The 23,169-nt window shown below is 72.8% G+C and carries 31 protein-coding genes and 1 pseudogene; 17 read left to right on the forward strand and 15 right to left on the reverse strand.

Going from position 1 to position 23,169, the window contains the following annotated elements:
- The first annotated feature begins 157 nt into the window (after positions 1-157).
- The 6 genes from amcB to ABTZ03_RS13845 all read left to right on the forward strand — a co-directional run bounded on the left by amcB (position 158) and on the right by ABTZ03_RS13845 (position 3,592).
- Positions 158-1,300, forward strand: coding sequence for a cyclophane-forming radical SAM peptide maturase AmcB (gene amcB / locus ABTZ03_RS13820; protein WP_350513126.1), 1,143 nt, complete (start codon positions 158-160; stop codon positions 1,298-1,300).
- Positions 1,297-1,473, forward strand: coding sequence for a multiple cyclophane-containing RiPP AmcA (gene amcA / locus ABTZ03_RS13825; protein WP_350513127.1), 177 nt, complete (start codon positions 1,297-1,299; stop codon positions 1,471-1,473). The genes amcB and amcA overlap by 4 nt, the downstream gene beginning before the upstream one ends.
- A gap of 67 nt (positions 1,474-1,540) precedes the next feature.
- Positions 1,541-2,230 (forward strand): pentapeptide repeat-containing protein, encoded by a 690-nt coding sequence (locus tag ABTZ03_RS13830; RefSeq protein WP_350513128.1) that lies wholly within the window; start codon positions 1,541-1,543, stop codon positions 2,228-2,230.
- A 22-nt stretch (positions 2,231-2,252) separates the two neighbouring features.
- On the forward strand, positions 2,253-2,969 hold the full coding sequence (locus ABTZ03_RS13835) for a hypothetical protein (RefSeq protein WP_350513129.1): 717 nt from the start codon (positions 2,253-2,255) through the stop codon (positions 2,967-2,969).
- Positions 2,970-3,014: 45 nt separating this feature from the next.
- A complete protein-coding gene (locus ABTZ03_RS13840; RefSeq protein ID WP_350513130.1) occupies positions 3,015-3,161 on the forward strand; it encodes a hypothetical protein in 147 nt (48 codons plus the stop codon).
- Entirely contained in the window at positions 3,158-3,592 is a 435-nt protein-coding gene (locus ABTZ03_RS13845; protein WP_350513131.1) for an NUDIX domain-containing protein, read from the forward strand. Before ABTZ03_RS13840 ends, ABTZ03_RS13845 begins: the two co-directional genes overlap by 4 nt.
- 156 nt (positions 3,593-3,748) lie before the next feature.
- Here ABTZ03_RS13845 and ABTZ03_RS13850 read toward each other — a convergent pair whose 3' ends face one another.
- Positions 3,749-4,366 carry a TetR family transcriptional regulator gene (locus ABTZ03_RS13850; protein ID WP_350513132.1) on the reverse strand — a complete coding sequence of 206 codons (618 nt, stop codon included), beginning with the start codon at positions 4,364-4,366 and terminating at the stop codon, positions 3,749-3,751.
- A 154-nt stretch (positions 4,367-4,520) separates the two neighbouring features.
- On the opposite strand from ABTZ03_RS13850, the gene ABTZ03_RS13855 reads away from it, so the two are divergent.
- The 3 genes from ABTZ03_RS13855 (at position 4,521) to ABTZ03_RS13865 (ending at position 7,779) form a co-directional block, all read left to right on the forward strand.
- Positions 4,521-5,381 (forward strand): enoyl-CoA hydratase/isomerase family protein, encoded by an 861-nt coding sequence (locus ABTZ03_RS13855; RefSeq protein ID WP_350513133.1) that lies wholly within the window; start codon positions 4,521-4,523, stop codon positions 5,379-5,381.
- A 136-nt stretch (positions 5,382-5,517) separates the two neighbouring features.
- Positions 5,518-6,546 carry a phosphotransferase family protein gene (locus ABTZ03_RS13860; protein WP_350513134.1) on the forward strand — a complete coding sequence of 343 codons (1,029 nt, stop codon included), beginning with the start codon at positions 5,518-5,520 and terminating at the stop codon, positions 6,544-6,546.
- 3 nt (positions 6,547-6,549) lie between these two features.
- A complete protein-coding gene (locus ABTZ03_RS13865) occupies positions 6,550-7,779 on the forward strand; it encodes an acyl-CoA dehydrogenase family protein (protein WP_350513135.1) in 1,230 nt (409 codons plus the stop codon).
- Here the strand turns inward: ABTZ03_RS13865 and ABTZ03_RS13870 are convergent.
- Complete coding sequence (locus ABTZ03_RS13870) at positions 7,763-8,626, reverse strand: nuclear transport factor 2 family protein (RefSeq protein ID WP_350513136.1); 864 nt, start codon at positions 8,624-8,626, stop codon at positions 7,763-7,765. The two genes, ABTZ03_RS13865 and ABTZ03_RS13870, sit on opposite strands and share 17 nt — an antisense overlap.
- A gap of 345 nt (positions 8,627-8,971) precedes the next feature.
- Between ABTZ03_RS13870 and ABTZ03_RS13875 the strand changes: the two genes are divergently transcribed.
- Positions 8,972-9,385 carry a DUF2690 domain-containing protein gene (locus ABTZ03_RS13875; RefSeq protein WP_350513137.1) on the forward strand — a complete coding sequence of 138 codons (414 nt, stop codon included), beginning with the start codon at positions 8,972-8,974 and terminating at the stop codon, positions 9,383-9,385.
- 71 nt (positions 9,386-9,456) lie between these two features.
- Here ABTZ03_RS13875 and ABTZ03_RS13880 read toward each other — a convergent pair whose 3' ends face one another.
- On the reverse strand, positions 9,457-10,029 hold the full coding sequence (locus ABTZ03_RS13880; RefSeq protein WP_350513138.1) for a TetR/AcrR family transcriptional regulator: 573 nt from the start codon (positions 10,027-10,029) through the stop codon (positions 9,457-9,459).
- A gap of 142 nt (positions 10,030-10,171) precedes the next feature.
- Here ABTZ03_RS13880 and ABTZ03_RS13885 point away from each other — a divergent pair, with 142 nt between their 5' ends.
- From ABTZ03_RS13885 to ABTZ03_RS13895, 3 genes are all read left to right on the forward strand, one after another.
- Positions 10,172-10,909 carry an SDR family oxidoreductase gene (locus tag ABTZ03_RS13885; protein WP_350513139.1) on the forward strand — a complete coding sequence of 246 codons (738 nt, stop codon included), beginning with the start codon at positions 10,172-10,174 and terminating at the stop codon, positions 10,907-10,909.
- A gap of 113 nt (positions 10,910-11,022) precedes the next feature.
- Positions 11,023-12,249: an alpha/beta hydrolase family protein gene (locus ABTZ03_RS13890; protein WP_350513140.1), complete on the forward strand. Its 1,227-nt coding sequence runs from the start codon at positions 11,023-11,025 to the stop codon at positions 12,247-12,249.
- Positions 12,250-12,305: 56 nt separating this feature from the next.
- On the forward strand, positions 12,306-13,298 hold the full coding sequence (locus ABTZ03_RS13895) for a serine/threonine dehydratase (RefSeq protein ID WP_350513141.1): 993 nt from the start codon (positions 12,306-12,308) through the stop codon (positions 13,296-13,298).
- A 67-nt stretch (positions 13,299-13,365) separates the two neighbouring features.
- Here the strand turns inward: ABTZ03_RS13895 and ABTZ03_RS13900 are convergent, their stop codons facing one another.
- Positions 13,366-13,779, reverse strand: coding sequence for a winged helix-turn-helix transcriptional regulator (locus ABTZ03_RS13900; protein ID WP_350513142.1), 414 nt, complete (start codon positions 13,777-13,779; stop codon positions 13,366-13,368).
- 80 nt (positions 13,780-13,859) lie between these two features.
- On the opposite strand from ABTZ03_RS13900, the gene ABTZ03_RS13905 reads away from it, so the two are divergent.
- A complete protein-coding gene (locus ABTZ03_RS13905; RefSeq protein ID WP_350513143.1) occupies positions 13,860-14,678 on the forward strand; it encodes an NAD(P)H-binding protein in 819 nt (272 codons plus the stop codon).
- A gap of 17 nt (positions 14,679-14,695) precedes the next feature.
- On the opposite strand, the gene ABTZ03_RS13910 is transcribed toward ABTZ03_RS13905, so the two are convergent.
- From ABTZ03_RS13910 to ABTZ03_RS13940, 7 genes are all read right to left on the reverse strand, one after another.
- Positions 14,696-15,022, reverse strand: a complete 327-nt coding sequence (locus ABTZ03_RS13910) for a hypothetical protein (RefSeq protein WP_350513144.1) — start codon at positions 15,020-15,022, stop codon at positions 14,696-14,698.
- 94 nt (positions 15,023-15,116) lie between these two features.
- Positions 15,117-15,428: a hypothetical protein gene (locus tag ABTZ03_RS13915; RefSeq protein WP_350513145.1), complete on the reverse strand. Its 312-nt coding sequence runs from the start codon at positions 15,426-15,428 to the stop codon at positions 15,117-15,119.
- 19 nt (positions 15,429-15,447) lie between these two features.
- Positions 15,448-15,762: a hypothetical protein gene (locus ABTZ03_RS13920; protein ID WP_350513146.1), complete on the reverse strand. Its 315-nt coding sequence runs from the start codon at positions 15,760-15,762 to the stop codon at positions 15,448-15,450.
- 73 nt (positions 15,763-15,835) lie between these two features.
- Positions 15,836-16,171: a hypothetical protein gene (locus ABTZ03_RS13925; RefSeq protein ID WP_350513147.1), complete on the reverse strand. Its 336-nt coding sequence runs from the start codon at positions 16,169-16,171 to the stop codon at positions 15,836-15,838.
- 167 nt (positions 16,172-16,338) lie between these two features.
- Positions 16,339-16,653: a hypothetical protein gene (locus tag ABTZ03_RS13930; RefSeq protein ID WP_350513148.1), complete on the reverse strand. Its 315-nt coding sequence runs from the start codon at positions 16,651-16,653 to the stop codon at positions 16,339-16,341.
- A 192-nt stretch (positions 16,654-16,845) separates the two neighbouring features.
- A complete protein-coding gene (locus ABTZ03_RS13935; protein ID WP_350513149.1) occupies positions 16,846-17,157 on the reverse strand; it encodes a hypothetical protein in 312 nt (103 codons plus the stop codon).
- 337 nt (positions 17,158-17,494) lie between these two features.
- Positions 17,495-17,902, reverse strand: a complete 408-nt coding sequence (locus ABTZ03_RS13940; RefSeq protein WP_350513150.1) for a DUF3291 domain-containing protein — start codon at positions 17,900-17,902, stop codon at positions 17,495-17,497.
- A 103-nt stretch (positions 17,903-18,005) separates the two neighbouring features.
- Between ABTZ03_RS13940 and ABTZ03_RS13945 the strand changes: the two genes are divergently transcribed.
- Positions 18,006-18,641, forward strand: coding sequence for a MerR family transcriptional regulator (locus ABTZ03_RS13945; RefSeq protein ID WP_350513151.1), 636 nt, complete (start codon positions 18,006-18,008; stop codon positions 18,639-18,641).
- 45 nt (positions 18,642-18,686) lie between these two features.
- Here the strand turns inward: ABTZ03_RS13945 and ABTZ03_RS13950 are convergent, their stop codons facing one another.
- From ABTZ03_RS13950 to ABTZ03_RS13960, 3 genes are all read right to left on the reverse strand, one after another.
- Entirely contained in the window at positions 18,687-19,670 is a 984-nt protein-coding gene (locus ABTZ03_RS13950) for an NADPH:quinone oxidoreductase family protein (RefSeq protein WP_350513152.1), read from the reverse strand.
- Entirely contained in the window at positions 19,667-20,440 is a 774-nt protein-coding gene (locus ABTZ03_RS13955; protein WP_350513197.1) for an SDR family NAD(P)-dependent oxidoreductase, read from the reverse strand. The genes ABTZ03_RS13950 and ABTZ03_RS13955 overlap by 4 nt, the downstream gene beginning before the upstream one ends.
- A gap of 77 nt (positions 20,441-20,517) precedes the next feature.
- Positions 20,518-21,276 (reverse strand): SDR family oxidoreductase, encoded by a 759-nt coding sequence (locus ABTZ03_RS13960; RefSeq protein ID WP_350513153.1) that lies wholly within the window; start codon positions 21,274-21,276, stop codon positions 20,518-20,520.
- A 171-nt stretch (positions 21,277-21,447) separates the two neighbouring features.
- On the opposite strand from ABTZ03_RS13960, the gene ABTZ03_RS13965 reads away from it, so the two are divergent.
- Positions 21,448-22,074: a TetR/AcrR family transcriptional regulator gene (locus ABTZ03_RS13965; RefSeq protein WP_350513154.1), complete on the forward strand. Its 627-nt coding sequence runs from the start codon at positions 21,448-21,450 to the stop codon at positions 22,072-22,074.
- A gap of 29 nt (positions 22,075-22,103) precedes the next feature.
- Here ABTZ03_RS13965 and ABTZ03_RS13970 read toward each other — a convergent pair.
- Positions 22,104-22,421 (reverse strand): annotated as a pseudogene (locus ABTZ03_RS13970) (lysine transporter LysE); the annotation flags it as partial.
- A 60-nt stretch (positions 22,422-22,481) separates the two neighbouring features.
- On the opposite strand from ABTZ03_RS13970, the gene ABTZ03_RS13975 reads away from it, so the two are divergent.
- Positions 22,482-23,111, forward strand: a complete 630-nt coding sequence (locus ABTZ03_RS13975; RefSeq protein WP_350513155.1) for a maleylpyruvate isomerase N-terminal domain-containing protein — start codon at positions 22,482-22,484, stop codon at positions 23,109-23,111.
- Positions 23,112-23,169 lie beyond the last annotated feature (58 nt).

Here is a 23,169-nt window from a genome sequence, read left to right on the forward strand (position 1 = left end):
GGTTCGCTGCACAGTGCGAAGGCTCGCACTCTGCCTCACGGTCCGGTAGCTGACTGTCGTTCACTGGTTGCGTAACGTCGCCCTTCCTTCCCTGGGGCGGTGCCTGGCACCAGGCACCGGGAGCCGAATCCCTCTGACCGAGCGAGGAGCCAGCACGATGCACACCCTGGCCCGCTACCGCCGCCGCGTCGCCCGCCGCCCCAAGACGGTGGTCGCCCAGCCCGACTCGATCTGCAACCTCGACTGCACTTACTGCTATCTGCCCGCCCGCAAGCGGCGGACCCCAATGCCGGTAGCCGTCGCCGAAGCCGTGGCGGCCTCGATCGCCGAGTTCGCCGACACCACATCCCCGGAACCGGTCGAGGTCGTCTGGCACGCCGGCGAGCCGCTGGCGGTCGGTCGTAACCGCCTCGCCGAGCTGCTGGCCCCGTTCGAGCCGTTGCGGCAGGCTGGGCTCGTTGAGCACTCGGTGCAGACCAACGGCGTGCTCATCACCCCGGCCTGGTGCGACTTCCTGGCCGAGTACGGGTTCCGGGTCGGGGTGAGCATCGACGGCCCGGTCGCCCTCAACCGCCAGCGTGTGGACTGGGGCGGGCGCCCGGCCTTCGATCGAATCATGAAGGGAATCGGCCGGCTGCGTGAGCACGGCACCAGGTTCTCGGTCATCTCCGTCGTCAGTGCGGAGAGCATCGGCGAGCCCGAGAACCTGCTCGACTTCACCGCCGAGCTCGGCTGCCACACCGTGGGGTTGAGCATGGAAGAGGCCGAGGGTGCCAACACCGAGCGCGCTGTTCCGACCGTCGAGCAGGCCCGCGAGTTCTGGCGCCGCACCATCGCCTGGTCCCGTACCAACCCGGGCCTGACCATCCGCGAGATCGACCGGCTCGGCGGCTACCTGCGGGCGGTCCGCGCCGGGCGGCACACCGCCTGGGACCAGGCCCTGATCGACCCCATCCCGACCGTCGCCTCCAACGGCGATGTCGTCCTGCTCTCGCCCGAACTCGCCGGGATCACCGACCCGGCCTACGAGGACTTCCGGGCCGGGAACGTCCTGGAGCAGACCATCGGCTCCATGCTGGACCGCGCCCACCACCTCCGGTACGTGCGCGAGTTCCTGACCGGCCTGGACGAGTGCGAGGCCACCTGCGAGTTCTTCGGCTTCTGCCGGGGAGCCCAGGCCGGCAATCGCTACTTCGAGAACGGTCGCCTGGACACCACCGAGACGAACTACTGCCGCGTGTCCCGGCAGGCCCTGGTCACCGCCCTGTCCGATACCGTCCGAGAGGAGCAAGCCGCATGACCCTGCTCGAACTGCTGGCCGTCAGCGACACCCCCGTGATCACCGACCTCACCACCGGCACCGGCACCGAGGTCGCTGTCGCGAAGTTCGACAACCGACCCACCTGGGACAACCCGGCGCCCAAGTTCGACAACCGTCCCACCTGGGACAACTGGAACAACAAGGGCAAATAGCGTCACCCGAACCAGCCGGGCCCGCACCTGCGGTGCGGGCCCGGCCCACCAAGAGAGCGGAGCCCCCGTGGACAGCATCACCTTCGGCCGCGTCACCGTCGCCCTGCCCCGCCTGGACGAGCCCGGCCTCTACCTGTCCAATGTCACCACCCTGGACTCCGCCCGGGGCATCGTCCAGGACTTCCAGTACGGCGACGCCGACCTGCGCGACCTTGACCTCGCCGAGACCAGCCTCATCACCGGCCGCGTCAGCGCTCTGCGGGCCGACCGCGTTCAGCTCGACAAGGTTCGCCTCGACTCCGTCGAGTTCGACACCTGCGACCTGGCCACCGCCCGCATCACCGACAGCAAGCTGACCCGCGTGTTCTTCCGCAACTGCAAGCTCATGGGCGGCAACCTGACCGGCCTGAACCTGGACAACGTGCTCTTCGAGAACTGCAAGTTCGACTACGCGAGCTTCGATCAGGTCCGGGCCACCGGCCCGGTCGTGTTCTCCAAGTGCGTGCTCACCGAGGCGACCTTCACCGGCTGTGACCTCGGCGGGGCGGTCCTGGACGCGTGCACGCTGCGGCTGACCGAGTTCGCCCGGGGCAAGTACAAGGACCTCGACCTGCGCGGCAACGACCTGACCTCGCTGCGAGGGGTGTCCAGCCTCGGCAAGGTGATCATCGACCGCGCCCAGCAGGCCGAACTCGCCGAAGCCCTGATCGGCGAGCTGGACGTGACCTTCGGCGACACGCTCCACGAGCGCCGGTGACCCGACCCGGGAGGAGCCCGGATTGAACCTTGCCGTAGCCCACACCGATCCTGCCGCCCTGATCAGCCGGTGCGAGACCGCCGGGGTCCGCACTGTCCTCAACGAGGCGGACTACGAGTCAGGGGCGGTCCTGCCCGCCGGCCCCTGGCAGCCCCTGGCCACCGAGCTGGCCGCACGCCTCAAGCCGGATGCCACCACTGCGGACGACACGCTGGTGGAGCTGGTCAAGCTTCCTGATGGCCCGGCGCCGGTCAGCCTGGCGGCTCTGGCGGACCCGCTCGGCGACCCGGACGCCGTCCACCTCGGCCAGGCCGCCAGCCCCGCCAAGGCCCTGACCACCACCCCCAACTACCAGGACGGGCGCCGCATCGGGCTGCACGTCGACAACTGGGACCGGCTCGATTACGACAGCAAGGACACCGGCCGTCGGCGCCTGTGCTTCAACCTCGGCCCGGGAGCCTGCTACCTTCTGCTCGCTGACCTCGATATCCGCACGATCTGCCGCACGCTCTACAGCGACCCGGGCAGCCGCTACCCGCACACTGACGACCTGCGGGCCTACGTCGCCAGCCACCGGTCCCTGCGAGTCCTCCGCATCCGGCTGGACCCCGGCGAGGGCTACATCGCTCCCACCGAGCTGTTGCCCCACGACGGCTCGACCGAGGGTCAGAGCGAGCCGTCCACCGCGGCGTTCTGGCTCGGCCACTGGCCGCGCGGCGTCCTGCCGGCCCTGGTCTGACCGGCGGCAACCCGAAACGCACGGCGCCCGGCACCGCCAGAAGCGGTGCCGGGTGACTTCCCCGTCGCCGAGTACGCCCACCACCACATGATCAAGCTCCCGGTCTGGCATCGTGAGCAGGATCTCGAACTGGCCGAGCAGTACGTTCGCGCGGCCATCAAGATCAGCGACCATCACGAGGAGCTGCAGTGACCGTCACCTCCCCCGAGTTCGTGGCCGGCCTGGCGGCCGATGCCGAAGCTGCCGGCATCACCGGCTTCGTCGCCGCCGCCGTGATCGACCACGACGGGCGGGTCCTGCTCGTGCGTCGCAACCCCGACGACTACATGGGCGGGATGTGGGAGATCCCCTCCGGAACAGTCGAGGCCGGGGAGACCATCCTGGACGCCCTGCACAGGGAGACCGCCGAGGAGACCGGCCTGACCATCGGCCAGATCACCGGCTACATCGGACACTTCGACTACCGGAACAGCCGCGGCGGCACCACCCGCCAGTTCAACTTCGCCGTCACCGTGGAGAAGACCGAGCCGGTCGTCCTCACCGAACACGACGCGCACCAGTGGGCGCTCCCCGGCGAGCTGCCCGAGGTCAGCGACGCGGTCCGCAAGCTGATCGCCCGCTGAGGCGGCGCGGGTGTGGCGGGGCCCTCGGATTCCACGAGGGCCCCGCCACACTGCGGTCGAGATGACCTGGTGCGGCTCAAGGGAGTGACTGCCGATGGGCTGCCGAGCTCCTGCCTGGCCTGGTCCGACTCCAGCGACAGCTCCACGGCGAGCTCCTTACAACGGAGCGTCCGTCTGCCGGCATGCCGGGGTCGAGAAGGCGGCGAACGCAGTATCCAGCAGTTCGCCGAGGTCCTCTCGGCCGTCGCTCGCACTCCATTGCCCGAGGACGATCCACAGGACTTCGAGCGCCGCCGCTACCCGAACGTTGGCGATGACCGATGATCCGTCGGTCGAGGAGGTCGTCTTCTGCAGGCGGGCGACGATCTCCGGTCGCCATTCAGCCTGCTTCTCGCGGAGGCGTGCGCACAGGGCCGGGGTCTGCTCGATGAGGCCGAGGATCGTCACGAGTTCCTGAACGTCGCCCACGAGGAACCTCACGGCTGCCTCCAGGACGTTGCGCAGCCTGCTCCAGTCGTCCTGGTCAGCCGGCTCGGCATCGAGCGCGTCGGTGATGACGCCACCGACGGGGTCGAAGACGAACAGGACCACGTCTTCCTTGGTGCCGAAGTAGCGCAGGAAGGTGCTCCGCGACACTCCGGCGGCTTCGGAGAGGTCGGCGAAGGTGACCTGGTCGAAGCCGGTGAGGCAGAACCGGTTGAACGCGACGCGGGCCAGCTCTGCTCGTACCGCGTGGCGGCTGATCTCACGGGTACCGACTGGCGCTGCACTCATGGGGACGAGTGTACTCCGACACACTCGTTTGCTTCTTCGGATACAGGTTCCTAATCTGATACTCAGTGTCAGCCGCGATGCTGAGATTCGCGACCCTGTCCCCAGCCGACGGCCCGGTCACGGACCGTCGCCTACCGCGATACGGAGCCACCTCATGAGCTACGAAGACCTTCCCGGCCTGACGATCGACGTCTCGGACGGGGTCGCGACAGTGACGATCGATCACCCGCCGCTCAATCTGATGGACGCGGTCCTCCTGCCGTCACTCCGGGCATTCGTCGCACGTGTGCGGGACGACGCCGACGTCCGCGTCATCGTCTTCGAGAGCGCTGACCCGGAGTTCTTCGTTGCGCACGGTGACATGGCGTACCTCACCGACCCTGACGCGCTGCCTGCGGCCACTCGCGCTGCGATCGCGGCCGCGCCGGGCTCGACCGTCCCGGAAGGCCTGAACATCCTCCAGGCGATGAGCGAGGAGGTCCGCTCGCTGCCGCAGGTCACCATCGGCAAGCTGGCGGGCTTCGCGCGCGGCGCGGGCAACGAGTTCTTCATGTACCTGGACATGCGATTCGCGGCGATCGGCAAGTCGGGGCAGGGGCAGCCGGAGTCCTTGATGGGGATCCTCCCCGGAGGCGGCGGCACGGTGAACATGACGCGTCTGGCGGGAAGGGCCCGCGCGCTGGAGCTCATCCTCGGCGCCGAACTCGTGGGTGCGGAGCTCGCGGAACGGTACGGCCTGATCAACCGTGCCCTGCCCGCCGCGGAACTCGATTCCTTCGTCGACACCCTCGCCCGACGGATCGCCGGCCTCCGGCCGGAGGTGATCTCCATAACGAAGGCCGCGATCGACGCGGTCGCGCAGCCGATTCCGCGTGCGGCGTACGCCGTCGAGAACGAGGGCCTGTTCGCGGCGTTCGGCGATGAGGTCACCGAGCTCGCCCACAAGCTGCTCGCCGCCGGTATCCAGACCCGCGAGGGCGAACGGGACCACGAGCGCATCGCCAACAGCATCTGAGCGCCCGAGCTCTCACACCCGCGAGCCCCCGGACCGGTTGGTCCGGGGGCTCGCGGCATTGACAGGGCCCCTCCTCCAGATGAATGCTAAGCAAGCGCTTAGTCAATGATCCACTGCTGTTCCGAGGAGCCGCTCGATGGTCGACACCCCCGCTGACCCGCCTGGCCTGGATCTGGCCCGCCTCCGCGCCCACCTGGAACGGGAGCTGCCCGACACCGTCCAGGGGCCGTTGCGGGCCGACCTCATCGAGGGGGGCCGCTCCAACCTCACCTATCTGCTCACGGACGGTGTCGGCACCTGGGTCCTCCGCCGTCCGCCGCTCGGGCACGTCCTGGCCACCGCGCACGACATGGGGCGTGAGCACCGGGTGATGTCGGCCCTGCACGGCACCGACGTCCCCGTCCCGAGGATGCTGCTGATCGACCACGGGACCGACGTGCTCGGGGCGCCCTGGTACCTCATGGAGTACGTTTCCGGTGTTGCTCACCGTGACCGCGCCGCCCTGGCCGCCCTCGGGGAGGAGCGGGTCCGGGCCCTCGGGCGCCGCCTGGTGGAGACCATGGCCGCGCTGCACCGGATCGACCCGGCCGCCGTCGGCCTCGAAGACTTCGGACGGCCGGAGGGCTACCTCGGACGCCAGCTGAGCCGCTGGTCCAAGCAACTCGCAGCCTCCCGCAGCCGCGACCTGCCCGATCTCGACCGGCTGCACGCCCTCCTCGTCGACCGGCTGCCGGTCTCGCCCGCCCCCGCGCTCGTGCACGGTGACTACCGGCTGGACAACGTGCTGGTGGATGAGGGTGACACCATCACCGCCGTCCTCGACTGGGAGATGTCCACCCTCGGCGACCCGCTCACCGACATCGGCCTGCTGGTGATGTACACCGAACTCGCCGGCGTCGGCGGCGGCATCATCCCCTCCGCCATGACCGCCCCCGGCTTCCCCAAGGCCGACGAACTGGTCTCCCACTACGCCGAGTTGACCGGACGCCAAGCCGCCGACCTCGACTGGTACGTCGCCTTCGCCTCCTTCAAGCTCGCCGCCGTCGCGGAGGGCATCTTCTACCGCTTCCAGCAGGGCCGCACCCTGGGCGCCGGATTCGAGCGCGCGGGTGAGATGGCCCCGATCCTCGCCCGGCACGGCCTGAGCACCCTCAAGGAGAACTGACCGATGGACTTCGCGTACGACGCCCGGACTGATGAACTCCGTGCGCAGCTGACGGCGTTCATGGCCGAGCACGTCTACCCCGCCGAGACCACTCTCGCGCAGCAGCTCGCCGACCCCGCCCGCACCCCCTGGACCGTCCCGCCCGTCGTCGCCGACCTCCAGGCCGAGGCCCGCAAGCAGGGCCTGTGGAACCTGTTCTTCGTAGACAAGCACAGCATTCCGGGCGAGCACGGCGCCGGCCTGACCAACCTCCAGTACGCCCCGCTGGCCGAGATCACCGGCCGCAGTATCCAGTTGGCCCCGCCGGCCCTCAACTGCGCCGCCCCCGACACCGGCAACATGGAGCTGCTCGCCCAGTTCGGCAGCGCCGAGCAGAAGGAGCGCTGGCTGCGCCCCCTGCTGGACGCCGAGATCCGCTCCGCCTTCGCGATGACCGAGCCGGAGGTCGCCTCCTCGGACGCCACCAACATCGCCACCCGGATCGAGCGCGTCGGCGACGAGTACGTCGTCAACGGCCGCAAGTGGTACATCACCGGCGCGATGAACCCGGACTGCAAGCTGTTCATCGTGATGGGCAAGACCGACCCCGCCGCCGAGCCGCACCGCCAGCAGAGCATGGTGATCGTCCCGCGCGACACGCCCGGCGTGACCGTCAAGCGCGGCATGACGGTCTTCGGCTACGACGACGCCGACCACGGCGGCCACGCCGAGGTGCTGTTCGAGGACGTCCGCGTCCCGGCCGGGAACCTGATCGGCGAGGAGGGCACCGGCTTCGCCATCGCCCAGGCCCGGCTGGGCCCCGGCCGGATCCACCACTGCATGCGCGCCATCGGCCTGGCCGAGCGCGCGTTGGAGCTGATGTGCCGCCGGGCGAGCGAGCGGGTGGCCTTCGGCCGTCCGCTGGCCGAGCAGGGTGTGGTGCAGGACTGGATCGCCGAATCGCGGGTCCGCATCGAGCAGTTGCGGCTGCTGGTGCTCAAGACCGCCTGGCTGATGGACACCGTCGGCAACCGTGGCGCGCACACCGAGATCCAGGCCATCAAGATCGCCACGCCGCGCACCGTCGAGTGGATCCTCGACAAGGCCGTCCAGGCGCACGGCGCGGCCGGGGTCAGCCAGGACACCCCGCTCGCCCAACTCTGGGCGGGCAACCGCACCTTGCGCCTGGCCGACGGCCCGGACGAGGTGCACAAGCGCTCGCTGGCCCGCCGGGAGCTCAGGCAGTACCGCTGAGCCCCGGCGTGCCCGCATCGAGGGTCACGCCGTTCAGCGGAAGCCGCCGGGCCGTCACCTTCCGGTGCCGGATTCGCCAGCCGTCGCCGGTGCGCACCACGATGTCGTCGTAGCTGACCGATCCGCAGGTCCCGTCCGCTCTGATGCCCAAGCCCTTGGAGCGGACGGGGACCTGCCCGCCCTCGGGCACCCCGATGACGACATTGGTGACGTGGTGCGCGACCGGATTGGCGTCGCCCAGCGCCAGGGCGGCCGCCTTGACGGCGGCCACTCCGGTGAGCACGCCCTGCCCGTAGTCGGTCAGGTCGTAGCCGACGTCGGCGGTGAACAGCCGCTCCAGCCCGTCCAGTTCGCCGTCGTCGACCAGGTGCCCGTGCAGCGCGATCAGTTCGGTGACGGCCAGCCGGTCGGCGGTGGTGAGCTCCATGGAACGTCCTCCTCGGTGATTCCCACACCTCAACGGTGTACGGCGGTCGTACGATCCATCCGGGCCAGCTTCGCGGGGTTGCGCACCGCGTACAGCCCGGTGACGAGGCCGTCGTCGATCCGCAGGGCGAGCACGGTGTCGAGTCCGCCGCCGAGGTCGACGACCAGCGCCGGGCAGCCGTTGACGGCGGCGGCCCAGCGCGCGCAGCCGGGCGAGCGCCTGGCGGGTGGTGATCCGGACCAGGTAGGCGCGGTGGTCGCGGACGGCGGAGAGGTCCACGCCCGTCCACCGCAGCCAGGTCTCCTGGAGGACGTCCTCGGCGTCGGCGGCCGAGCCGAGCAGCTCGTAGGTGACGGTGAACAGCAGGTTGCGGTGGGCGACGAACGCCTCGGTGGCGGGGTCCGCGGGGTGTCCGCTCATGGTCGGCTCCTGCCTGTCGTCGGTTCTCGGATGTCCCGTCCACGAGATGCCGGCGCGTACCGTTCCGTGACACCCGCAGCCGGTGGCGTAGGTCACACCGACGCGCCGTCACGGGGCGGGGCCCGTCGGCATCTTGTGTCCGGCCGGTGCGACCACGCCCGGCGCCGCACGAGAGGACCCGACTGAGCCCGGGGCCCGCCCGGCCGACCCACGGGCCGACCCACCGGCGGCTTCCCGGGACGGGCCGGGACGTCCCCGGGACGGCGGGACGGTGGAGGGACGATGCGGCGGGGCCCGAGAGTGATCGCGTTCATCCATCACTCCCGTACCCATTCGGAGGACCCCGTGCGTTCCCTCACCCGCAAGGCCGCCACCGTCGGTGCCACCCTGGCCCTGGCGATGTCCGGAGCGGTGCTCGCCGCCGCCCCGGCCTCCGCCGCCACCAGCTGCTACGCGAGCAGCTGCACCGGGCTGGACCCGGCCACCACCACCTGCGCCAACGACGCCGTCACCGTCTCCACCGACGGCAACCTGGAGCTGCGCTACAGCCCGTCCTGCCGGGCCGCCTGGGCGCGGGACAAGTACGCCGTCGTCGGCGAGTCCGTGTCGGTCCGCAACCACCAGGGCGACTCCTGGGACTACTCCACCGTCACGTACTCGGGCGGCAGCATCTGGTCCGCGATGGTCAACGACAAGGACATCCAGTCGCAGGCCCACTCCAGCGGCACCAACGGCAGCCACCAGACCGGCTGGTACTAGCCGACCGCAGCGCGGCCCCCGTCGAGCGATCCGCCCGACGGGGGCCGCGCCGTGTGCGGGCGGCGGTGCCGTCAGCGGCGGGCCGTCAGGCCGTCCAGGACGAGGTCGAGCAGGCGTTCCGCCTGGGCCCGTTGGTCGGGGTGGGCCGAGGTGAGGGCGATGCCTTCGAGGGCGACGCCGAGGTCGGCGGGGCCGAGGTCGGTGCGGATCGTGCCGGCGGCCGCGCAGGCGTCCATGAGGGTGGTGAGGGCGGCCCGGATCAGCTCCCGGCTGTGCCCGTACGGGTTGTCGCCCGTCGCGGCGATGGCGCGCAGGGCGTCGATCATGCCGTACTTGGTGGTCACGTAGTCCAGGAAGAGGTGGGCCCAGGCGCGCAGGGCGTCCAGTGGCGGCCGGGCCGCCAGCAGGGCGGGTGCCGCGTCGCACAGCTGGGCCAGCTCGTTGCGGTAGACGGCCTCGACCAGGGCCTCGCGGGTGGGGAAGTTGCGGTACAGCGTGGCGCTGCCCACCCCGGCCTCCTTGGCGATGCGTTCCAGGTGGGCGGTGAGTCCCTCCGTCGCGAACACGTGCGCCGCGACGGTGAGGATCTTCTCCCGGTTGCGGCGCGCGTCGGCCCGCAGCGGGCGGTGCGGTTCCTCGGGCATCGGCGTCGGCCCTCCCTTTCCGGCTCTGGTGCCTGCTTGCTAACCGGGGGCGCCTCCACTTAGCCTGGGGTCAAGTGGGGGTGCCTCCGGTTTCACTCTAGGCCACCGGTCCGCCCCTCATGCCCCTCGTGAAGGCAGGAACATGACAGGCATCAAGGACAAGGTGATCGCGATCACCGGCGCCAGCAGCGGCATCGGCGAGGCCACGGCGATCCACCTCGCCGAACGCGGGGCCCACCTGGTGCTCGGCGCCCGTCGGGAGGACCGGCTGAACGCGGTGGTGGCCCGGATCACGGCGCAGGGCGGCTCGGCCGTCGGGGTCGTCGTCGACGTCACCCGACGCGAGGACCTCCAGCGCCTGACCGGTACGGCCGTCGACCGCTTCGGCCGGCTCGACGTCCTGGTCTCCAATGCCGGCACCATGGCGGTCTCGCCGTTCGACGACCTGCGCCAGGACGACTGGGACGCCATGGTCGCCACCCATGTCACCGGCCTGCTGAACGGCATCGGGGCGGCATTGCCGGTCTTCCGGCGGCAGCGCTCCGGGCACTTCGTCAACGTCGCCTCCACCGCGGCCTACGTGGTCAAGTCCCCGCAGGGCGTCTACGCGGCCACCAAGGCGGCGGTCAAGGTGCTCACCGAGGGCCTGCGCCAGGAATCCGGGCCGGACCTGCGCGTCACCCTGGTCTCGCCCGGCTTCACCCACACCGAGGGCGTCGGCAAGGGGGCCGGCCCCGAGGTCGCGGCGGCGATGATCCGGCAGCGGGACGAGATCGCCATGCCGCCCTCGGCGATCGCCGCCGCCATCGGCTACGCCGTCGAACAGCCCGACGGCATCGACGTCAGCGAGATCGTCGTCCGGCCCACCGCCCAGGCCTGACCGCACCAAGGCACTCCCCGAGAGAGTAATACCCCGGTATTCAGGGGGAGTTGGCCCCCCGGTATGACGGCCCGGGCCCGCGCCGCCCGTAGCGTCTCCGTCGTGACCGATCGGTGCGGGGAGACGGCGATGGGCGGGCTGCTGGTGGACGTGGCGGCGCCGATCGGGGACGGCGGCAGGCAACGGCCCGGCTGCCGCGGCCGAGCGGGCCGTACCCGATCGGGACCACCGCGCTGCACCTGACCGACGCCGGGCGGGAGGACCCGTGGCGGCCCGGGCACCGGCGCGAACTGATGGTCAGCCTCTGGTACCCGACCGGCCGCCCCGCCACCGGCGAGGAGCGGGCCCGCTACATGACGCCCGCCGCCGGGGCGCACTTCGGCGGCGACGACGGCGCGGCGAGGCTCAACTACGGTGTGCGGCCCGGCAGTACGGACTGGGCGGCGATCCGCACCCACGCCCGCCAGGACGCCCCGGCCCGGCCCGGCGGCCCCCGCCCGGTGGTGCTGTACTCGCCCGGGTCGGGCGACCCGCGCAGCTGGGGGACGGCGCTGGTCGAGGACCTCGCCTCGCGCGGCTACGTGGTCGTCACCGTCGACCACACCCACGAGGCCTCCGAAGTCGCCTTCCCGGACGGCCGCCTGGCCACCTCGGTGTTCCCCGCGCTGCTGCGGCGGCCCGGACTGGACCTCGGCGCGCTGCTGCGCCGGTCGCTGCGCACCCGGGTGGACGACACCCGCTTCGTGCTGGACGAGCTCTCCGGCCTGCGCCGCCGACCGGGCCTGCCGACCGGCCTGGGCGGCTCGCCGGACCTCGACCGGGTCGGCATGGTCGGCCACTCGGCGGGCGGCTCCACCGCCCTGCAGACCATGCACGACGACCCGCGGATCGCGGCCGGGATCAACCTGGACGGCCGACTGCACCTCCCCGGCCCGGACGGGCGGACCGGCGTCCTCCTGCCCGGCCTCGCCCGGGACGGCCTGGACCGCCCCTTCCTGCTGATGGGCAGCCGGAGCCCGGACTCCGGCAGCCACCACCGGCAGCCCGGCCGGGACGCCCTCCGGCGGCACAGCACCGGCTGGTGCGCGGACCTCACCCTGGAGGGCTCCCGGCACGGCTCCCACACCGACGCCTCGTCGCTGCTCCCGCAGCTCGCCCGGCAGGGCGCGATCGGCGCCGACGCGCTGGCCCGGGACCTCGGCGACGTCCACCCGGACCGCGCCCAACTCGCCACCCGCTGCTACGTCGCCTCCTTCTTCGACCGCTGGCTGCGCGGTCACGACGACCACCTGCTGGACGGGCCCTCGGCGCGCTTCCCGGAGATGACCTACGAACGTTAGGGTCCGTGAACGAGGGCCCGTGCGGGCCCGGAGACCCCCGAGTCAGGAGTGACCCCGTGCCGCAGCTCTCCTACGGTGACGTCAAGGCCGCCGCCGACCGGATCGCCGGACACGTCCGGCCCGTGGCCCTGGCCGAGGCCGACCCCGGCACGGGGCTCTGGCTGGCACTGGAACTCCTGCAGCACACCGGCAGCTTCAAGGCCCGGGGCGCGCAGAACTTCCTCCAGGCGCACCGGGAGGCCGGCACCCTGCCCGACACCGGCGTGACCATCGCCTCCGGTGGCAACGCCGGCCTGGCCTGCGCCTGGGCGGCCCGGCAGCAGGGCGTGCGGGCCACCGTGTTCGTGCCCACCACCGCGCCCGCCGTCAAGGTGGCCAAGCTGCGCGGCTACGGCGCCGAGGTGCGGCAGGCCGGTTCGGAGTACGCCGAAGCCCTGGCCGCCTGCGAGGAGTTCGCCGCCACCAGCGGCGCGCTGGCCGCCCACGCCTACGACCACCCGCTGATCGCCGCCGGGGCGGGCACCCTGCTGACGGAGATCCACCGTCAACTCCCGGGCCTGGACACGGTGGTGGTCGCGGTCGGCGGCGGCGGACTCCTCGCCGGGGTCGCCACCGCCGCCCGGCACCACGGCATCCGCACCGTCGCGGTGGAGCCCGAGCACAGCCGGGCCTTCCACGCGGCGGTCGAGGCGGGCCACCCGGTGGACGTGCCGGTGGACTCGGTCGCGGCCGACGCCCTGGGCGCCCGCCGGGCCACCCCGCTGGCCCTCGCGGCCGCGCGGGACGGCGACGTCCGCTCCGTGCTGGTTCCGGACGCGGCGATCGTGCGGGCCCGCCGGGGGCTCTGGGACGACCGTCGGCTGGCCGTCGAGCACGCCGCCGCCACCGCGCTGGCGGCGCTCGAAGCGGGGGCGGGCGAAGGGGCGGGCGAAGCGGCAGGCGAGGGCGGAGGCTACGGCTACCGGCCCGAGCCCGGAGAGCGGGTCTGCGTGGTGCTCTGCGGCGCCAACACCGACCCGACGGACCTGGCGGCGCCGGCCGGCCGGTAGCGCACCCCCGGCCGCGAGCCGCGACGGCGTACCCGCGCGGACGGACGGCCGCCCGTGCCCGCAGGGCTCAGCGGATCTCCGAGCCCGGATTGGCCGCGTCCCACTCCTGCCGGGAGGCGACGATCGCGTCGTGGTGGGAGTAGGACCAGTCCACCATCGCCCGCACCAGGTGGGTCAGGCTGTGGCCGAGCGGGGTCAGCTCGTACTCCACCTGCGGCGGGACGGTCGGGTGGACCGTCCGGGACACCAGGCCGTCGCGCTCCAGCCGGCGCACGGTGAGGGTCAGCATCCGCTGCGAGATCCCCGGCAGGGCGCGCTGCAGCTCCCTGAACCGCCGTACGCCCTGGGCGAGTTCGACCACGGCCAGGACGGACCACTTGTCGCCGAGCCGGTTCAGCAGGTCGCGGATCCCGCAGTCCACGTCGTCCTCGCACCAGACCACCGGGCGGGGGGTGGTTACCGCGGTGTGCCCTACGGACATGGAAGTGCCTCCTTATGCCGGACGGCCGGATTGCCGAGGATGGTCGCGAAGTCGACGACCGATCATCCCAGGAGAACGTCATGCTGCTCGTCACCGGTGTCAACGGAGGCCTCGGCTCCCTCGTCCTCGAAGCTCTCGCCGGGCGCGCCGACGTTCTGGCCGGGAGCCGGACACCCGACCGGGTGCGCACCGAACTGCCCGTCCGGCTGGTGGACTTCGACCGGCCGGAGACGCTGGCGGAGGCGTTCGCCGGGGTGCGGACCCTGCTGCTGATCTCCGCGGGCGCCGCCGAGGACGACGTGGTGACCGCCCGGCACGGCGCGGCGATCGAGGCGGCGGAACGGGCCGGCATCGAGCACGTGGTCTACACCAGCCTGTCCGGCGACGGGGACCACCTGCCGTACGCGCTGGCGCACCGCTGGACCGAGCGCCGGCTGCGCGCCTCCGCGTCGTTGCGCTGGACGGTGCTGCGCAACGGCCTCTACGCGGAACTGCTGGGTGCGATCGCCGCGCCGGGCCCGGACGGGGTGGTCACCGCGCCGCTCGGCGACGGGCGGCTGGCCGCGGTGGCCCGGGCGGACCTGGCCGAGGCGGCGGTGAAGGTCGCCCTGGCGCCGGCGGAGCACGCGGGCCGGACGTACGAGCTGGTGGGGGAGCGGGCGGTGGGCGGAGCGGAGGTGGCCGAGGCGCTCGGCGCCCCGTACCGTCCGGGACGGCTCGGCGAGGCCCGGACCGCGGTGGCGGCCTCGGACGCCTTCGACTTCCAGGTGCCGATGGTGGTGGGCACCTACTCGGCGATCGCGCACGGCTTCCTGGCCGGCCCGGGCGGGCCGCGCGACCTGGCGGCCCTGCTCGGCCGCCCGCCGCGCCCGGCCCTGGAGGTCATCGCGGGGCGGTAGCCGTGGGTCGGTCGTCGCTAGCGCTGGGGTGCCTTGGCGGTGAACCGGACGCTCCGCGCGTCGAGGTGCGGGGCGTACTGACCGGGGGTGAGGGTGTTGGTGTTCCCCCGGCACGCGGTGGAGGGATAGAGCACGGCGTAGCGGTTGGTCGCGTTGTCGATCGGGCCGTAGGTGTCGATGTTGTAGCAGCGCTCGTCGTCCGGGTTGACCAGGGAGGCCGAGGCCCCGTCCGGCAGGACGTACTGGAAGGTGCCGGTGGCGGCGTACGCGAGGGCGGGGGCGGTGAGGGCGAGCAGGGCGGCCCCGGCGAGGGCTGCCGTGCGGGTGAGGGCGCGGCGCTTCAAGACGATCACTCCTTGCCGGACGAACGGCGGTCGGGCCCCGGGCCTCGACCGGTGGGAGCCCTCCGGCCGCGTCGGGGGAACGCGGCCGGAGGAGTCAGCGGACGAACTTGACGCTCTGGGCGTTGAGCAGCGAGGAGCCGGCGCCCGCCCTGACCGTGGTCGCGTTGCCCCGGCAGTTCGTGGCGGGGTAGAAGACGGCCCGGCGGTTGGTCCCGTTCCGGTAGGGGCCGTAGGCGTTGATGTTGTAGCAGATGTCGTCGGTCGGGTTGTAGAGCTCGGTCTCGACGCCGTCCGGCGTGGTGAACCGGAAGACGCCGGTGGAGGCGTAGGACTGGGCCGGGGCGGCGAGGGCGAGCAGGGCGGCCCCGGCGAGGACGGCCGCGCGGGTGAGGCTGCGACGCTTCATGACGATCACTCCTGGCAGGTCAGGGCCGAGGGAAGACGACGCTCCGGGCGTTCACGGACTCGGCGTTCCCACCCGGGTCGAGGCGGGTCTCGTCGCCCTGGCAGTGGGTTCCGGTGTAGAGGAAGGCGGTGTGGTCGGTCCCGTTCCGGACCGGGCCGACGGCGTCGATGTTGTAGCAGGTGTCGTCCTGCGGATTGACGTACTGCTCGTGGACGCCGTCCGGGGTGGTGAACTCGAACAGGCCGGTGGCGGCGTGCGCCGGGGTGGGGGCGGTGAGGGCGAGCAGGGCGGCCCCGGCGAGGGTGCCCGCGCGCGTGAGCATGCGGTGCTTCACGACGAATACTCCTTGCGGAACGGCACGACGGGTCGGGCGTGGGCGGCGGGCCGGCCGCCCACCCCCCCAGGCGTCAGCGGATGAACATGACGCTCTTGGCGTCCACGTACGAGCCGTTCTGACCCTTGATGATCGTGGTGTAGGTGCCCCGGCAGCCGGTGCCCGGGTAGAGCCGGGCGTCGCGGTTGGTCCCGTTCTGGACCGGGCCGGCGACATCGGCGTTGTAGCAGGTGTCGTCCTGCGGGTTGAAGATCTGCTCCTGGACGCCGCCCGGGGTGGTGAACCCGAAGGTGCCGGTGGCCCAGGTGGCGGGGCCCCCGGTGGCGGCGAACGCCAGGGCCGGGGCGGTGAGCGCGAGCAGCACGGCACCGGAAAGGGTGCCGACGCGGGTGAGGGCGCGACATTTCATGACGATCACTCCTTGCGGAACGAAGAATGAATCGGGTGGCACCGGGAAAGGCACGGCGGAACCCGGGAGGAATCCTTCGGTCGTTGCGCGGGAATTCGACCGAAAGTGAAATGGGCGCGGAAATCCCTACGGTCCGCGATTTCGATGGAGCAGGGTCGGTCCAGGTGTCAGCGGATGAACTTGACGCTCTGGGCGTCCACGAACCTGGCGTGCTGACCCGCGTAGAGCGTGGTGCGGTTGGCACCGTGACAGTCGGCGTCGTCGAAGAGCACCGCGTCGCGGTTGGTCCGGTTCTCCACCGGGCCGTAGGCATCGACGTTGAGGCAGGCGTTGTCGCCCGGGTTGATGATCTGTTCCTGGGTGCCGTCCGGGGTCTCGAAGGCGAAGGTGCCGGTGGCGGCGAAGGCCAGGACGGGGGCGGTCAGCGCGAGCAACGCGGCGCCGGCGAGGGTGCCCGCGCGGGCGAGGGTACGACGCTTCATTTCGATCACTCCTTGCGATGCGGACGGCGGCTCGGGCCGCTCCCAGGGAGGGCCGGGGCGAGGACTGCGGTAGCCCTCGGGCCGCATCGGGGGATGCGGCCCGAGGCGAAGATCCCGCCGCCGTACCGCAGTTGGGCGGCACGGGGCGGTCAGTAGGCCGGGGCGGCAGGCCTACCGCCCCGGCCCGGTGCGTCAGCGGACGAACTTGACGCTCTTGGCGTCCACGTGACCGCCGGCCTCCCCGGCGTTGAGCGTGGTGAAGCCGCCCCGGCAGCCGGCGCCGGCGTAGAGCTGGGCGTCCCGGTTGGTCTGGTTGTCGGCCGGGCCGGAGGCGTCGATGGTGTAGCAGGTCTCGTCGTTCGGGTTGACGAGCTGCTCCGTGACGCCGCCCGGCGTCTGGAAGGTGAAGAGGCCGGTGGCGGCGTGCGCCAGGGCGGGGGCGGTCAGCGCGAGCAGGGCGGCACCGGCGAAGGTGGCCGCGCGGGTGAGGATGCGACGCTGCATTTCGATCACTCCTTGTAATCGGGCTGGAGCACCAGGTTATATCAAGCGAGCACGAACTACCCAGGGGAATGTGCGGCGTCCGGTAGTGCTGGACGGCGCACGAACAATCTCCGCGTGCGCTCCCCGGATGGATATGTGTGTATAGCTGAGTGCGCCTCCGAAGATCGTCGAAATATCCGATGTCTGGGGCCAAGAATGGCGCCGGGGAGATCGCGCATGATGAACGAATGGAGATCGTGGCGAAGATGCCGGGTGTGCGGCGGGTGGCCGGAAAGGCCGACGGCACCCGGGAGGGTCTCCCGGGTGCCGTCGCGACGCTTCTGTCGGCCGTGTGGCGTCAGGGTGCGTCGGCCCCCGCGCGCTGGGCGTCGATCCGGGCGTGGGCGTCCGGCCAGGGGATCGGGAGCCGCTCGACCGGGGTGTCCCAGAAGGTGAAGGTGGACTCCCGCATGGTGGTGCGCAGTCCGGTCATGGTGGAGCGGTGGGGCTCGGCGGCCGCGAAGGCGTTCAGGGCCTCGCGGCTCTCCCAGGCGGACAGCGTCCAGAACGTCCGGCGCAGCGGGCGGGCGATCAGTGAGGCGCCCAACACGCCTGGCGTGCTGCGGAGTTGGCGCCAGACGGCGAGCGACCGGAGGAAGAAGCGCGGGACGTCGGCGAGCGAGCGCACCTCGAAGCGGGAGGCCATGACGACCGCCCGGGTGCCGGGGGTGGGGGGATTCGGGGTGATCCAGGGCAGCGTGGGCATGGCTGACTCTCCTCGTCGGTGGAGGACGCCACATTGGGTAGTGGCACTATCTATGTTAGACAGTGCTGGTATCCGAAGGCCAGACGAAAGGGGGAAGCGGTCCGTGCGCATCTCCGAACTGAGCCGCCGCAGCGCGGTCCCGACCGCGACCATCAAGTACTACCTGCGCGAGGGCCTGCTGCCGCCCGGCCGGGCCACCGCCGCCACCCAGGCCGAGTACGACGAGAGCCACCTGCGCCGGCTGCGGCTGGTGCGCGCCCTGATCGGGGTCCGGGGGCTGAGCGTCAACGACACCCGGGAGGTGCTCGGCGCGGTGGCGGAGCACGCGGGGGAGCGGCACCAGGTGCTCGGCCTGGTGCTCGGGGCCCGGCCGGTGGAGGAGACGGTGGAGGAAGCGGAGACGGAGGCGGCGGCGCCGGAGCCCGGCGCCGCCGAGGTGGACGCGCTGATCGGCGAACTCGGCTGGGAGGTCTCCGAGTACGCTCCGGCCCGCGCGGTGCTCGGCGAGACCCTGGAGACCCTGCGCTCGCTCGGCGCCGGACTCGACCGCGCCGCCCTGCGCGGCTACGCCGAACTGGCCGAGCGCACCGCCGTCCTCGACCTCGACCAACTCGACCCGGAGGCCGACCCGTTGGAGCAGGCCGAGCGGGCCCTGCTGTGCACCGTCCTGATGGAGCCGGCGCTGCTCGCGCTGCGCCGGCTCGCCCAGGAGAACGAGTCCGCCCGCCGGGAGGGCTGAAGCCCGGCCGGCGGGCGGCACCAGGTCACGCCCCCGGAGCGGGGGTCAGTCGCCCAGGACGACGATCCGCCCGGTGCTGTGCCCGTCGGCGACCGCCTGGACGGCCTTTGCGGCCCGGTCCAGCGGGACCCGGGCGCTGACCAGCGGCCGGACGGCGCCCTGTGCGGCGAGCTCGGTCAGTTCGTCGTGGGCGGCGCGTACGGCCTGCGGGTCATGGGTGTTGTACAGGCCCCAGTGCAGGCCGAGGATCGAGTAGTTCTTCACCAGGGCGTGGTTGAGCGGCGGTGCCGGGATCTGCCCGGCGGCGAAGCCCACCACCACGATCCGGCCCTCGAAGGCCACGCACTTGGTGGAGCCGGTGTAGGCCGCGCCGCCGACCGGGTCGAACACCACGTCCGCGCCGCGTCCACCGGTGAACTCCTTGACGGCGGCGACGAAGTCCCCGGCCGCCCCGTCGGCCCTGCGGTCCACCACCAGGTCGGCGCCGAGCGCCCGGGCCGTCTCGGCCTTCGCGGCCCCGCCGACCACGGCGACCACCCGGGCCCCGGCGGCCCGGCCGACCTGGACGGCCGCGCTGCCGACGCCGCCGGCCGCCGCATGCACCAGCAGGGTCTCCCCGGGCTGCAGCCGGGCCCGGCGGTGCAGGGCGAACCAGGCGGTCTGGTAGCCGATGTGCAGGGTCGCCGCCTCGGCGTCGTCCAGCGCCTCGGGGGCCGGGAACGCGGCCCCGGCGTCCAGCAGCGCGTACTCGGCGAAGGAGCCGTGCGGCAGCACCGGGTTGCCGATCACCCGCTCACCGCGCCGGGGGCCGTCCACGACCTCGCCGCACAGCTCCAGACCCGGGGTGAACGGCAGCGGCGGGCGGACCTGGTACTGCCCGCGCGCCATCAGCGCGTCCGCGAAGTTCACCGCCGCCGCCCGGACCCGGACCAGCAGCTGGCCCGGCCCCGGTACCGGTCGCGCGACGTCCTCGGCCAGCCGCATCACCGCGCTCGGCTCGCCGAGCTCACCCACCTGCCAGGCCCTCACAGCAACTCGCTCCTCTCCAGCCCCTGCTGGAGCCGGTTCATACCGGCGATCCAGCGGTCCGGGTCGGTGGCCCGGACACGGTAGTACTCGGCGACCTCCGGGTGCGGCAGGATCAGGAAGCGCTCCTCGCGCACCCCGGCCAGCGCCGCTTCGGCGACCTCCGCCGGCTCCAGCGCGGTGGGCGCCAGCAGCGCCTCGCCGACCGCGCCGGTCCCGGCCAGCATGTCGGTGCGCACGCCCTGCGGGCAGAGCGCGTGCACCCGGATGCCGCGGTGGCGGTAGGTGGCGGAGAGCCACTCGGCGAAGGCCAGCGCGCCGTGCTTGGTGACGGCGTACGGGGCCGAGCCCAGCATGGTGAGCAGCCCGGCGGCGGAGACGGTGGCCAGGAAGCGGCCCTCGCCGCGCTCCAGCCAGCGGGGCAGCAGCAGCTCGGCGGCCCGGGCGTGTGCCAGCACGTTGACCTCCCAGGCGCTGGTCCAGGCCGCGGCCGGTGCGTCGGCGCCGCCGATTGGGGCGACGCCCGCGTTGGCGCACCAGACGTCGATCTCGCCGAGCTCCGCGCGGGAGCGGTCGACCAGGGCGGCCAGGCCGTCGGCGGAGGCGGCGTCCCCGGGCAGGGCGGTCCCGCCGCAGTCCTCGGCGACGGCGTGGGCGGCCCCGGCGTCCAGATCGTTGACCACCACCCGGGCCCCGGCCGCGGCGAAGGCCCGGGCCAGCGCGGCGCCGATGCCCCGCCCGGCGCCGGTCACCACCACGCCCCGGCCGTTCAGGTCGGCGACCGGGCCCCGGCCGTTCGGGTCGCCCGTCGCGTCCGGGCCGCTCGGGTCGCCCGTCGCGTCCGGGCCGTTCACAGGCCACCGCCGAGGGTGACCCCGCCGTCCACCACCAGGGTCTGGCCGGTGATCCAGGCGGACTCCGGGGAGAGCAGGAAGGCGACCGCGCCCGCGACGTCCTCGGGGACGCCGAGCCGGCCCAGCGGGTAGGCCTTGGCGACCTGCTCCTCCCGGCCCTCGTACAGCGCCTCGGCGAACCTGGTCTTCACCACGGCGGGGGCGACGGCGTTGACCCGGATGCCCTGCGGGCCCAGTTCGGCGCCGAGCTCGGTGGTGAGCCGGATCAGCGCGGCCTTGCTGATGCCGTACATGCCGATGCCGAGCGAGGCGCGGATGCCGGCGATCGAGGCGACGTTGACGACCGAGCCGCCGTGCTCGCCCATCCAGGCGGCGTGCGCCCGGCGGGTCCAGGCCAGCGGGCCGAGCACGTTGACCGCGAAGATCTTGGCGGCGGCGGCCTCGTCGGTCTCCAGCACCGGCCCGTAGACCGGGTTGATGCCGGTGTTGTTGACCAGGTGGTCGAGACGCCCGAAGGCCTCCAGGGTGCGGGCCACCGCCTCCTCCTGGTGGGCCGGGTCGTCGGCCTTGCCCGCCACCGCGATCGCGTTCTCCGGGCCGCCCAGGTCGCGGACGGCCTCGGCGAGCGGCTCGGCGTTGCGGGCGGTGAGGCAGACCTTGGCGCCGCGTTCGACCAGTTCGCGCGCGATGCCGAGGCCGATGCCGCGGCTCGATCCGGTCACGACGGCCACCCGGCCCTTGAAGGAGTGCGCCACGGAGGGTCCTGCCTTTCCCGCGAGGATCTTGAGTTCTGCGGCGCCCGTCCTACTGCCCTGACTAAGCGCTTGCTCAGCATGGTGTCGGTGCGGGAGCCTGTCAACAGTCCGCCGGACCGCACCCGGCGGTCGACGGGAATGCCTGTACGACGACTCTGCGAGGATGGCGCCATGACCAGCACGCCCATCGCCGACCTCTGGCCCACCCTGCCGGGCGCCGACACCCGCCCCGAGGCGGCGTACCGGCTGCTCCAAGCGGCCGTCGAGTCGTTCGCGGAGCGCGGCTTCCACGCCACCACCACCCGGGACATCGCCACCGCGGCCGGGATGAGCCCCGCCGCGCTGTACATCCACTACGAGTCCAAGGCCGCCCTGCTCGCCGAGATCAGCCGCGCCGGACACGCCGCCACCCTCGCCCTGGTGCGGGAGGCGGCGGCCGGGGACGGCGGCCCGGCGGAGCGGATGCGGCGGCTGGTCGAGCAGTTCACCGCCTGGCACGCCCGGGCCCGGACCGTCGGGCGGGTGGTCAACTACGAGCTGCACGCGCTGCCCGAGGACGCGTACACCCAGGTCGCGGCGCTGCGCCTGGACATCGAGCGGGAGGTCAGCGCCCTGATCGAGGAGGGGGTGGCGGCCGGGGAGTTCGAGGTGTCCGAGGTGCGCACGGCGGCCCGTGCGGTCACCTCGCTCGGCATCGACGTCTCCCGCTGGTACACCGAGCGCTCCTCCGAGACGCCCGGCGAACTCGGCCGCCGCTACGGTGAGTTGGTGCTTCGGATGCTCGGCTCCCGGGTCTGAGGACGGCGCCCGGCGGGCCGCTGCCGGCTTCATCCGAGCAGCAGCCGCAGGGCGAGCCGGCCGACCAGGGCGGCCGAGCCGAGCGCGGTCAGCAGCCGGCCGCGGGGGCCGGTCAGGGCCCGGCCGAGCAGCGCGCCGCCGGAGGCGAGCAGCAGTTGCCAGCTCGCGGACGCGGCGAACGCGGCGAGCGCGAAGGCCGCCCGGTCCAGCGGGCCCGAGGCGCCGCCGGCCCGGCCGCCGCCCAGCACCAGGGCGGCGAAGCAGAGCACCGTGAGCGGGTTGAGCAGGGTGATCCCGAGCAGGGTGAGGAAGGCCCGGGCGGGCCCGGGCCGCCGGGGGTGCAACCGCTTTGTCGGTGGCGGCGGGTAGCGTGGGGGCTCCGGTGGAGGAGCGACGAGGAGAAGCCCATGGGAAGTCAGAACACCGTTGTGCGTGAGCTGTTGACCGAGGCCTGGCTGTCCTGGGCGGACCGCGGTGCGGCGCTCGGCGAGGCAGACTGGGACCGGCCCACCCGGCTCTCCGAGTGGACGGTGCGGGACTTGTACGCGCACGTGGCGCCGGCGCCGGAGCAGCTCTCCGGGCTGCCCGCGATGGTGATCGACGGTCCGGCCGGGCTGGCCCGCGGGGCCGACGTCCTGCGGACCTTCAACCGGCCGGGCGGGCTCGCGCACACCGCCGCCGGGCAGGTCGCCGAGCTGGCCAAGGAGACCGCCAGGGCGACCGAACCGGCCGTCCTGATCGCCCGGTTCGGCGTCGAGGGCCCGGCGGCCCTGGCCGGGATCGCCGACCTCGCGCCCGACACGGTGGTGGCGCACCAGCTGCTCGGCCCGGTGACGGTGGGGGCGCTCGCCGAGGTGGCGCTGATGGAGGCGACCGTCCACCTGCTCGACCTGATCGCGGCGGTCGGCGGGCCGCCGCCGGCCGAGGGGGCGCTGCACTTCACCAGGGCGCTGCTGGCCGAGGCCACCGACCCGATCGCCTTCATCGAGGCGGCGGCGGGCCGCGGTTCGGAGCCCGTGATGCCCATCATCCGCTGACCCGGGCGGGGCTGTTCACGCTGGTCGGTCGTATGATGCGGATCAGCGGAACGGTACG

The sequence above is a fragment of the Kitasatospora sp. NPDC096077 genome, assembly GCF_040303245.1.
Taxonomy (GTDB): Bacteria; Actinomycetota; Actinomycetes; order Streptomycetales; family Streptomycetaceae; genus Kitasatospora.

Excerpts from the sequence above, each read along its gene's own strand:
- amcB (WP_350513126.1), top strand. The coding sequence starts at position 158 with ATGCACACCCTGGCCCGCTACCGCCGCCGCGTCGCCCGCCGCCCCAAG.
- amcA (WP_350513127.1), top strand. The coding sequence starts at position 1,297 with ATGACCCTGCTCGAACTGCTGGCCGTCAGCGACACCCCCGTGATCACC.
- ABTZ03_RS13850 (WP_350513132.1), bottom strand. The coding sequence starts at position 4,366 with ATGAGTGCAGCGCCAGTCGGTACCCGTGAGATCAGCCGCCACGCGGTA.
- ABTZ03_RS13855 (WP_350513133.1), top strand. The coding sequence starts at position 4,521 with ATGAGCTACGAAGACCTTCCCGGCCTGACGATCGACGTCTCGGACGGG.
- ABTZ03_RS13860 (WP_350513134.1), top strand. The coding sequence starts at position 5,518 with ATGGTCGACACCCCCGCTGACCCGCCTGGCCTGGATCTGGCCCGCCTC.
- ABTZ03_RS13865 (WP_350513135.1), top strand. The coding sequence starts at position 6,550 with ATGGACTTCGCGTACGACGCCCGGACTGATGAACTCCGTGCGCAGCTG.
- ABTZ03_RS13870 (WP_350513136.1), bottom strand. The coding sequence starts at position 8,626 with ATGAGCGGACACCCCGCGGACCCCGCCACCGAGGCGTTCGTCGCCCAC.
- ABTZ03_RS13880 (WP_350513138.1), bottom strand. The coding sequence starts at position 10,029 with ATGCCCGAGGAACCGCACCGCCCGCTGCGGGCCGACGCGCGCCGCAAC.
- ABTZ03_RS13885 (WP_350513139.1), top strand. The coding sequence starts at position 10,172 with ATGACAGGCATCAAGGACAAGGTGATCGCGATCACCGGCGCCAGCAGC.
- ABTZ03_RS13900 (WP_350513142.1), bottom strand. The coding sequence starts at position 13,779 with ATGTCCGTAGGGCACACCGCGGTAACCACCCCCCGCCCGGTGGTCTGG.
- ABTZ03_RS13905 (WP_350513143.1), top strand. The coding sequence starts at position 13,860 with ATGCTGCTCGTCACCGGTGTCAACGGAGGCCTCGGCTCCCTCGTCCTC.
- ABTZ03_RS13915 (WP_350513145.1), bottom strand. The coding sequence starts at position 15,428 with ATGAAGCGTCGCAGCCTCACCCGCGCGGCCGTCCTCGCCGGGGCCGCC.
- ABTZ03_RS13925 (WP_350513147.1), bottom strand. The coding sequence starts at position 16,171 with ATGAAATGTCGCGCCCTCACCCGCGTCGGCACCCTTTCCGGTGCCGTG.
- ABTZ03_RS13930 (WP_350513148.1), bottom strand. The coding sequence starts at position 16,653 with ATGAAGCGTCGTACCCTCGCCCGCGCGGGCACCCTCGCCGGCGCCGCG.
- ABTZ03_RS13935 (WP_350513149.1), bottom strand. The coding sequence starts at position 17,157 with ATGCAGCGTCGCATCCTCACCCGCGCGGCCACCTTCGCCGGTGCCGCC.
- ABTZ03_RS13940 (WP_350513150.1), bottom strand. The coding sequence starts at position 17,902 with ATGCCCACGCTGCCCTGGATCACCCCGAATCCCCCCACCCCCGGCACC.
- ABTZ03_RS13965 (WP_350513154.1), top strand. The coding sequence starts at position 21,448 with ATGACCAGCACGCCCATCGCCGACCTCTGGCCCACCCTGCCGGGCGCC.
- ABTZ03_RS13975 (WP_350513155.1), top strand. The coding sequence starts at position 22,482 with ATGGGAAGTCAGAACACCGTTGTGCGTGAGCTGTTGACCGAGGCCTGG.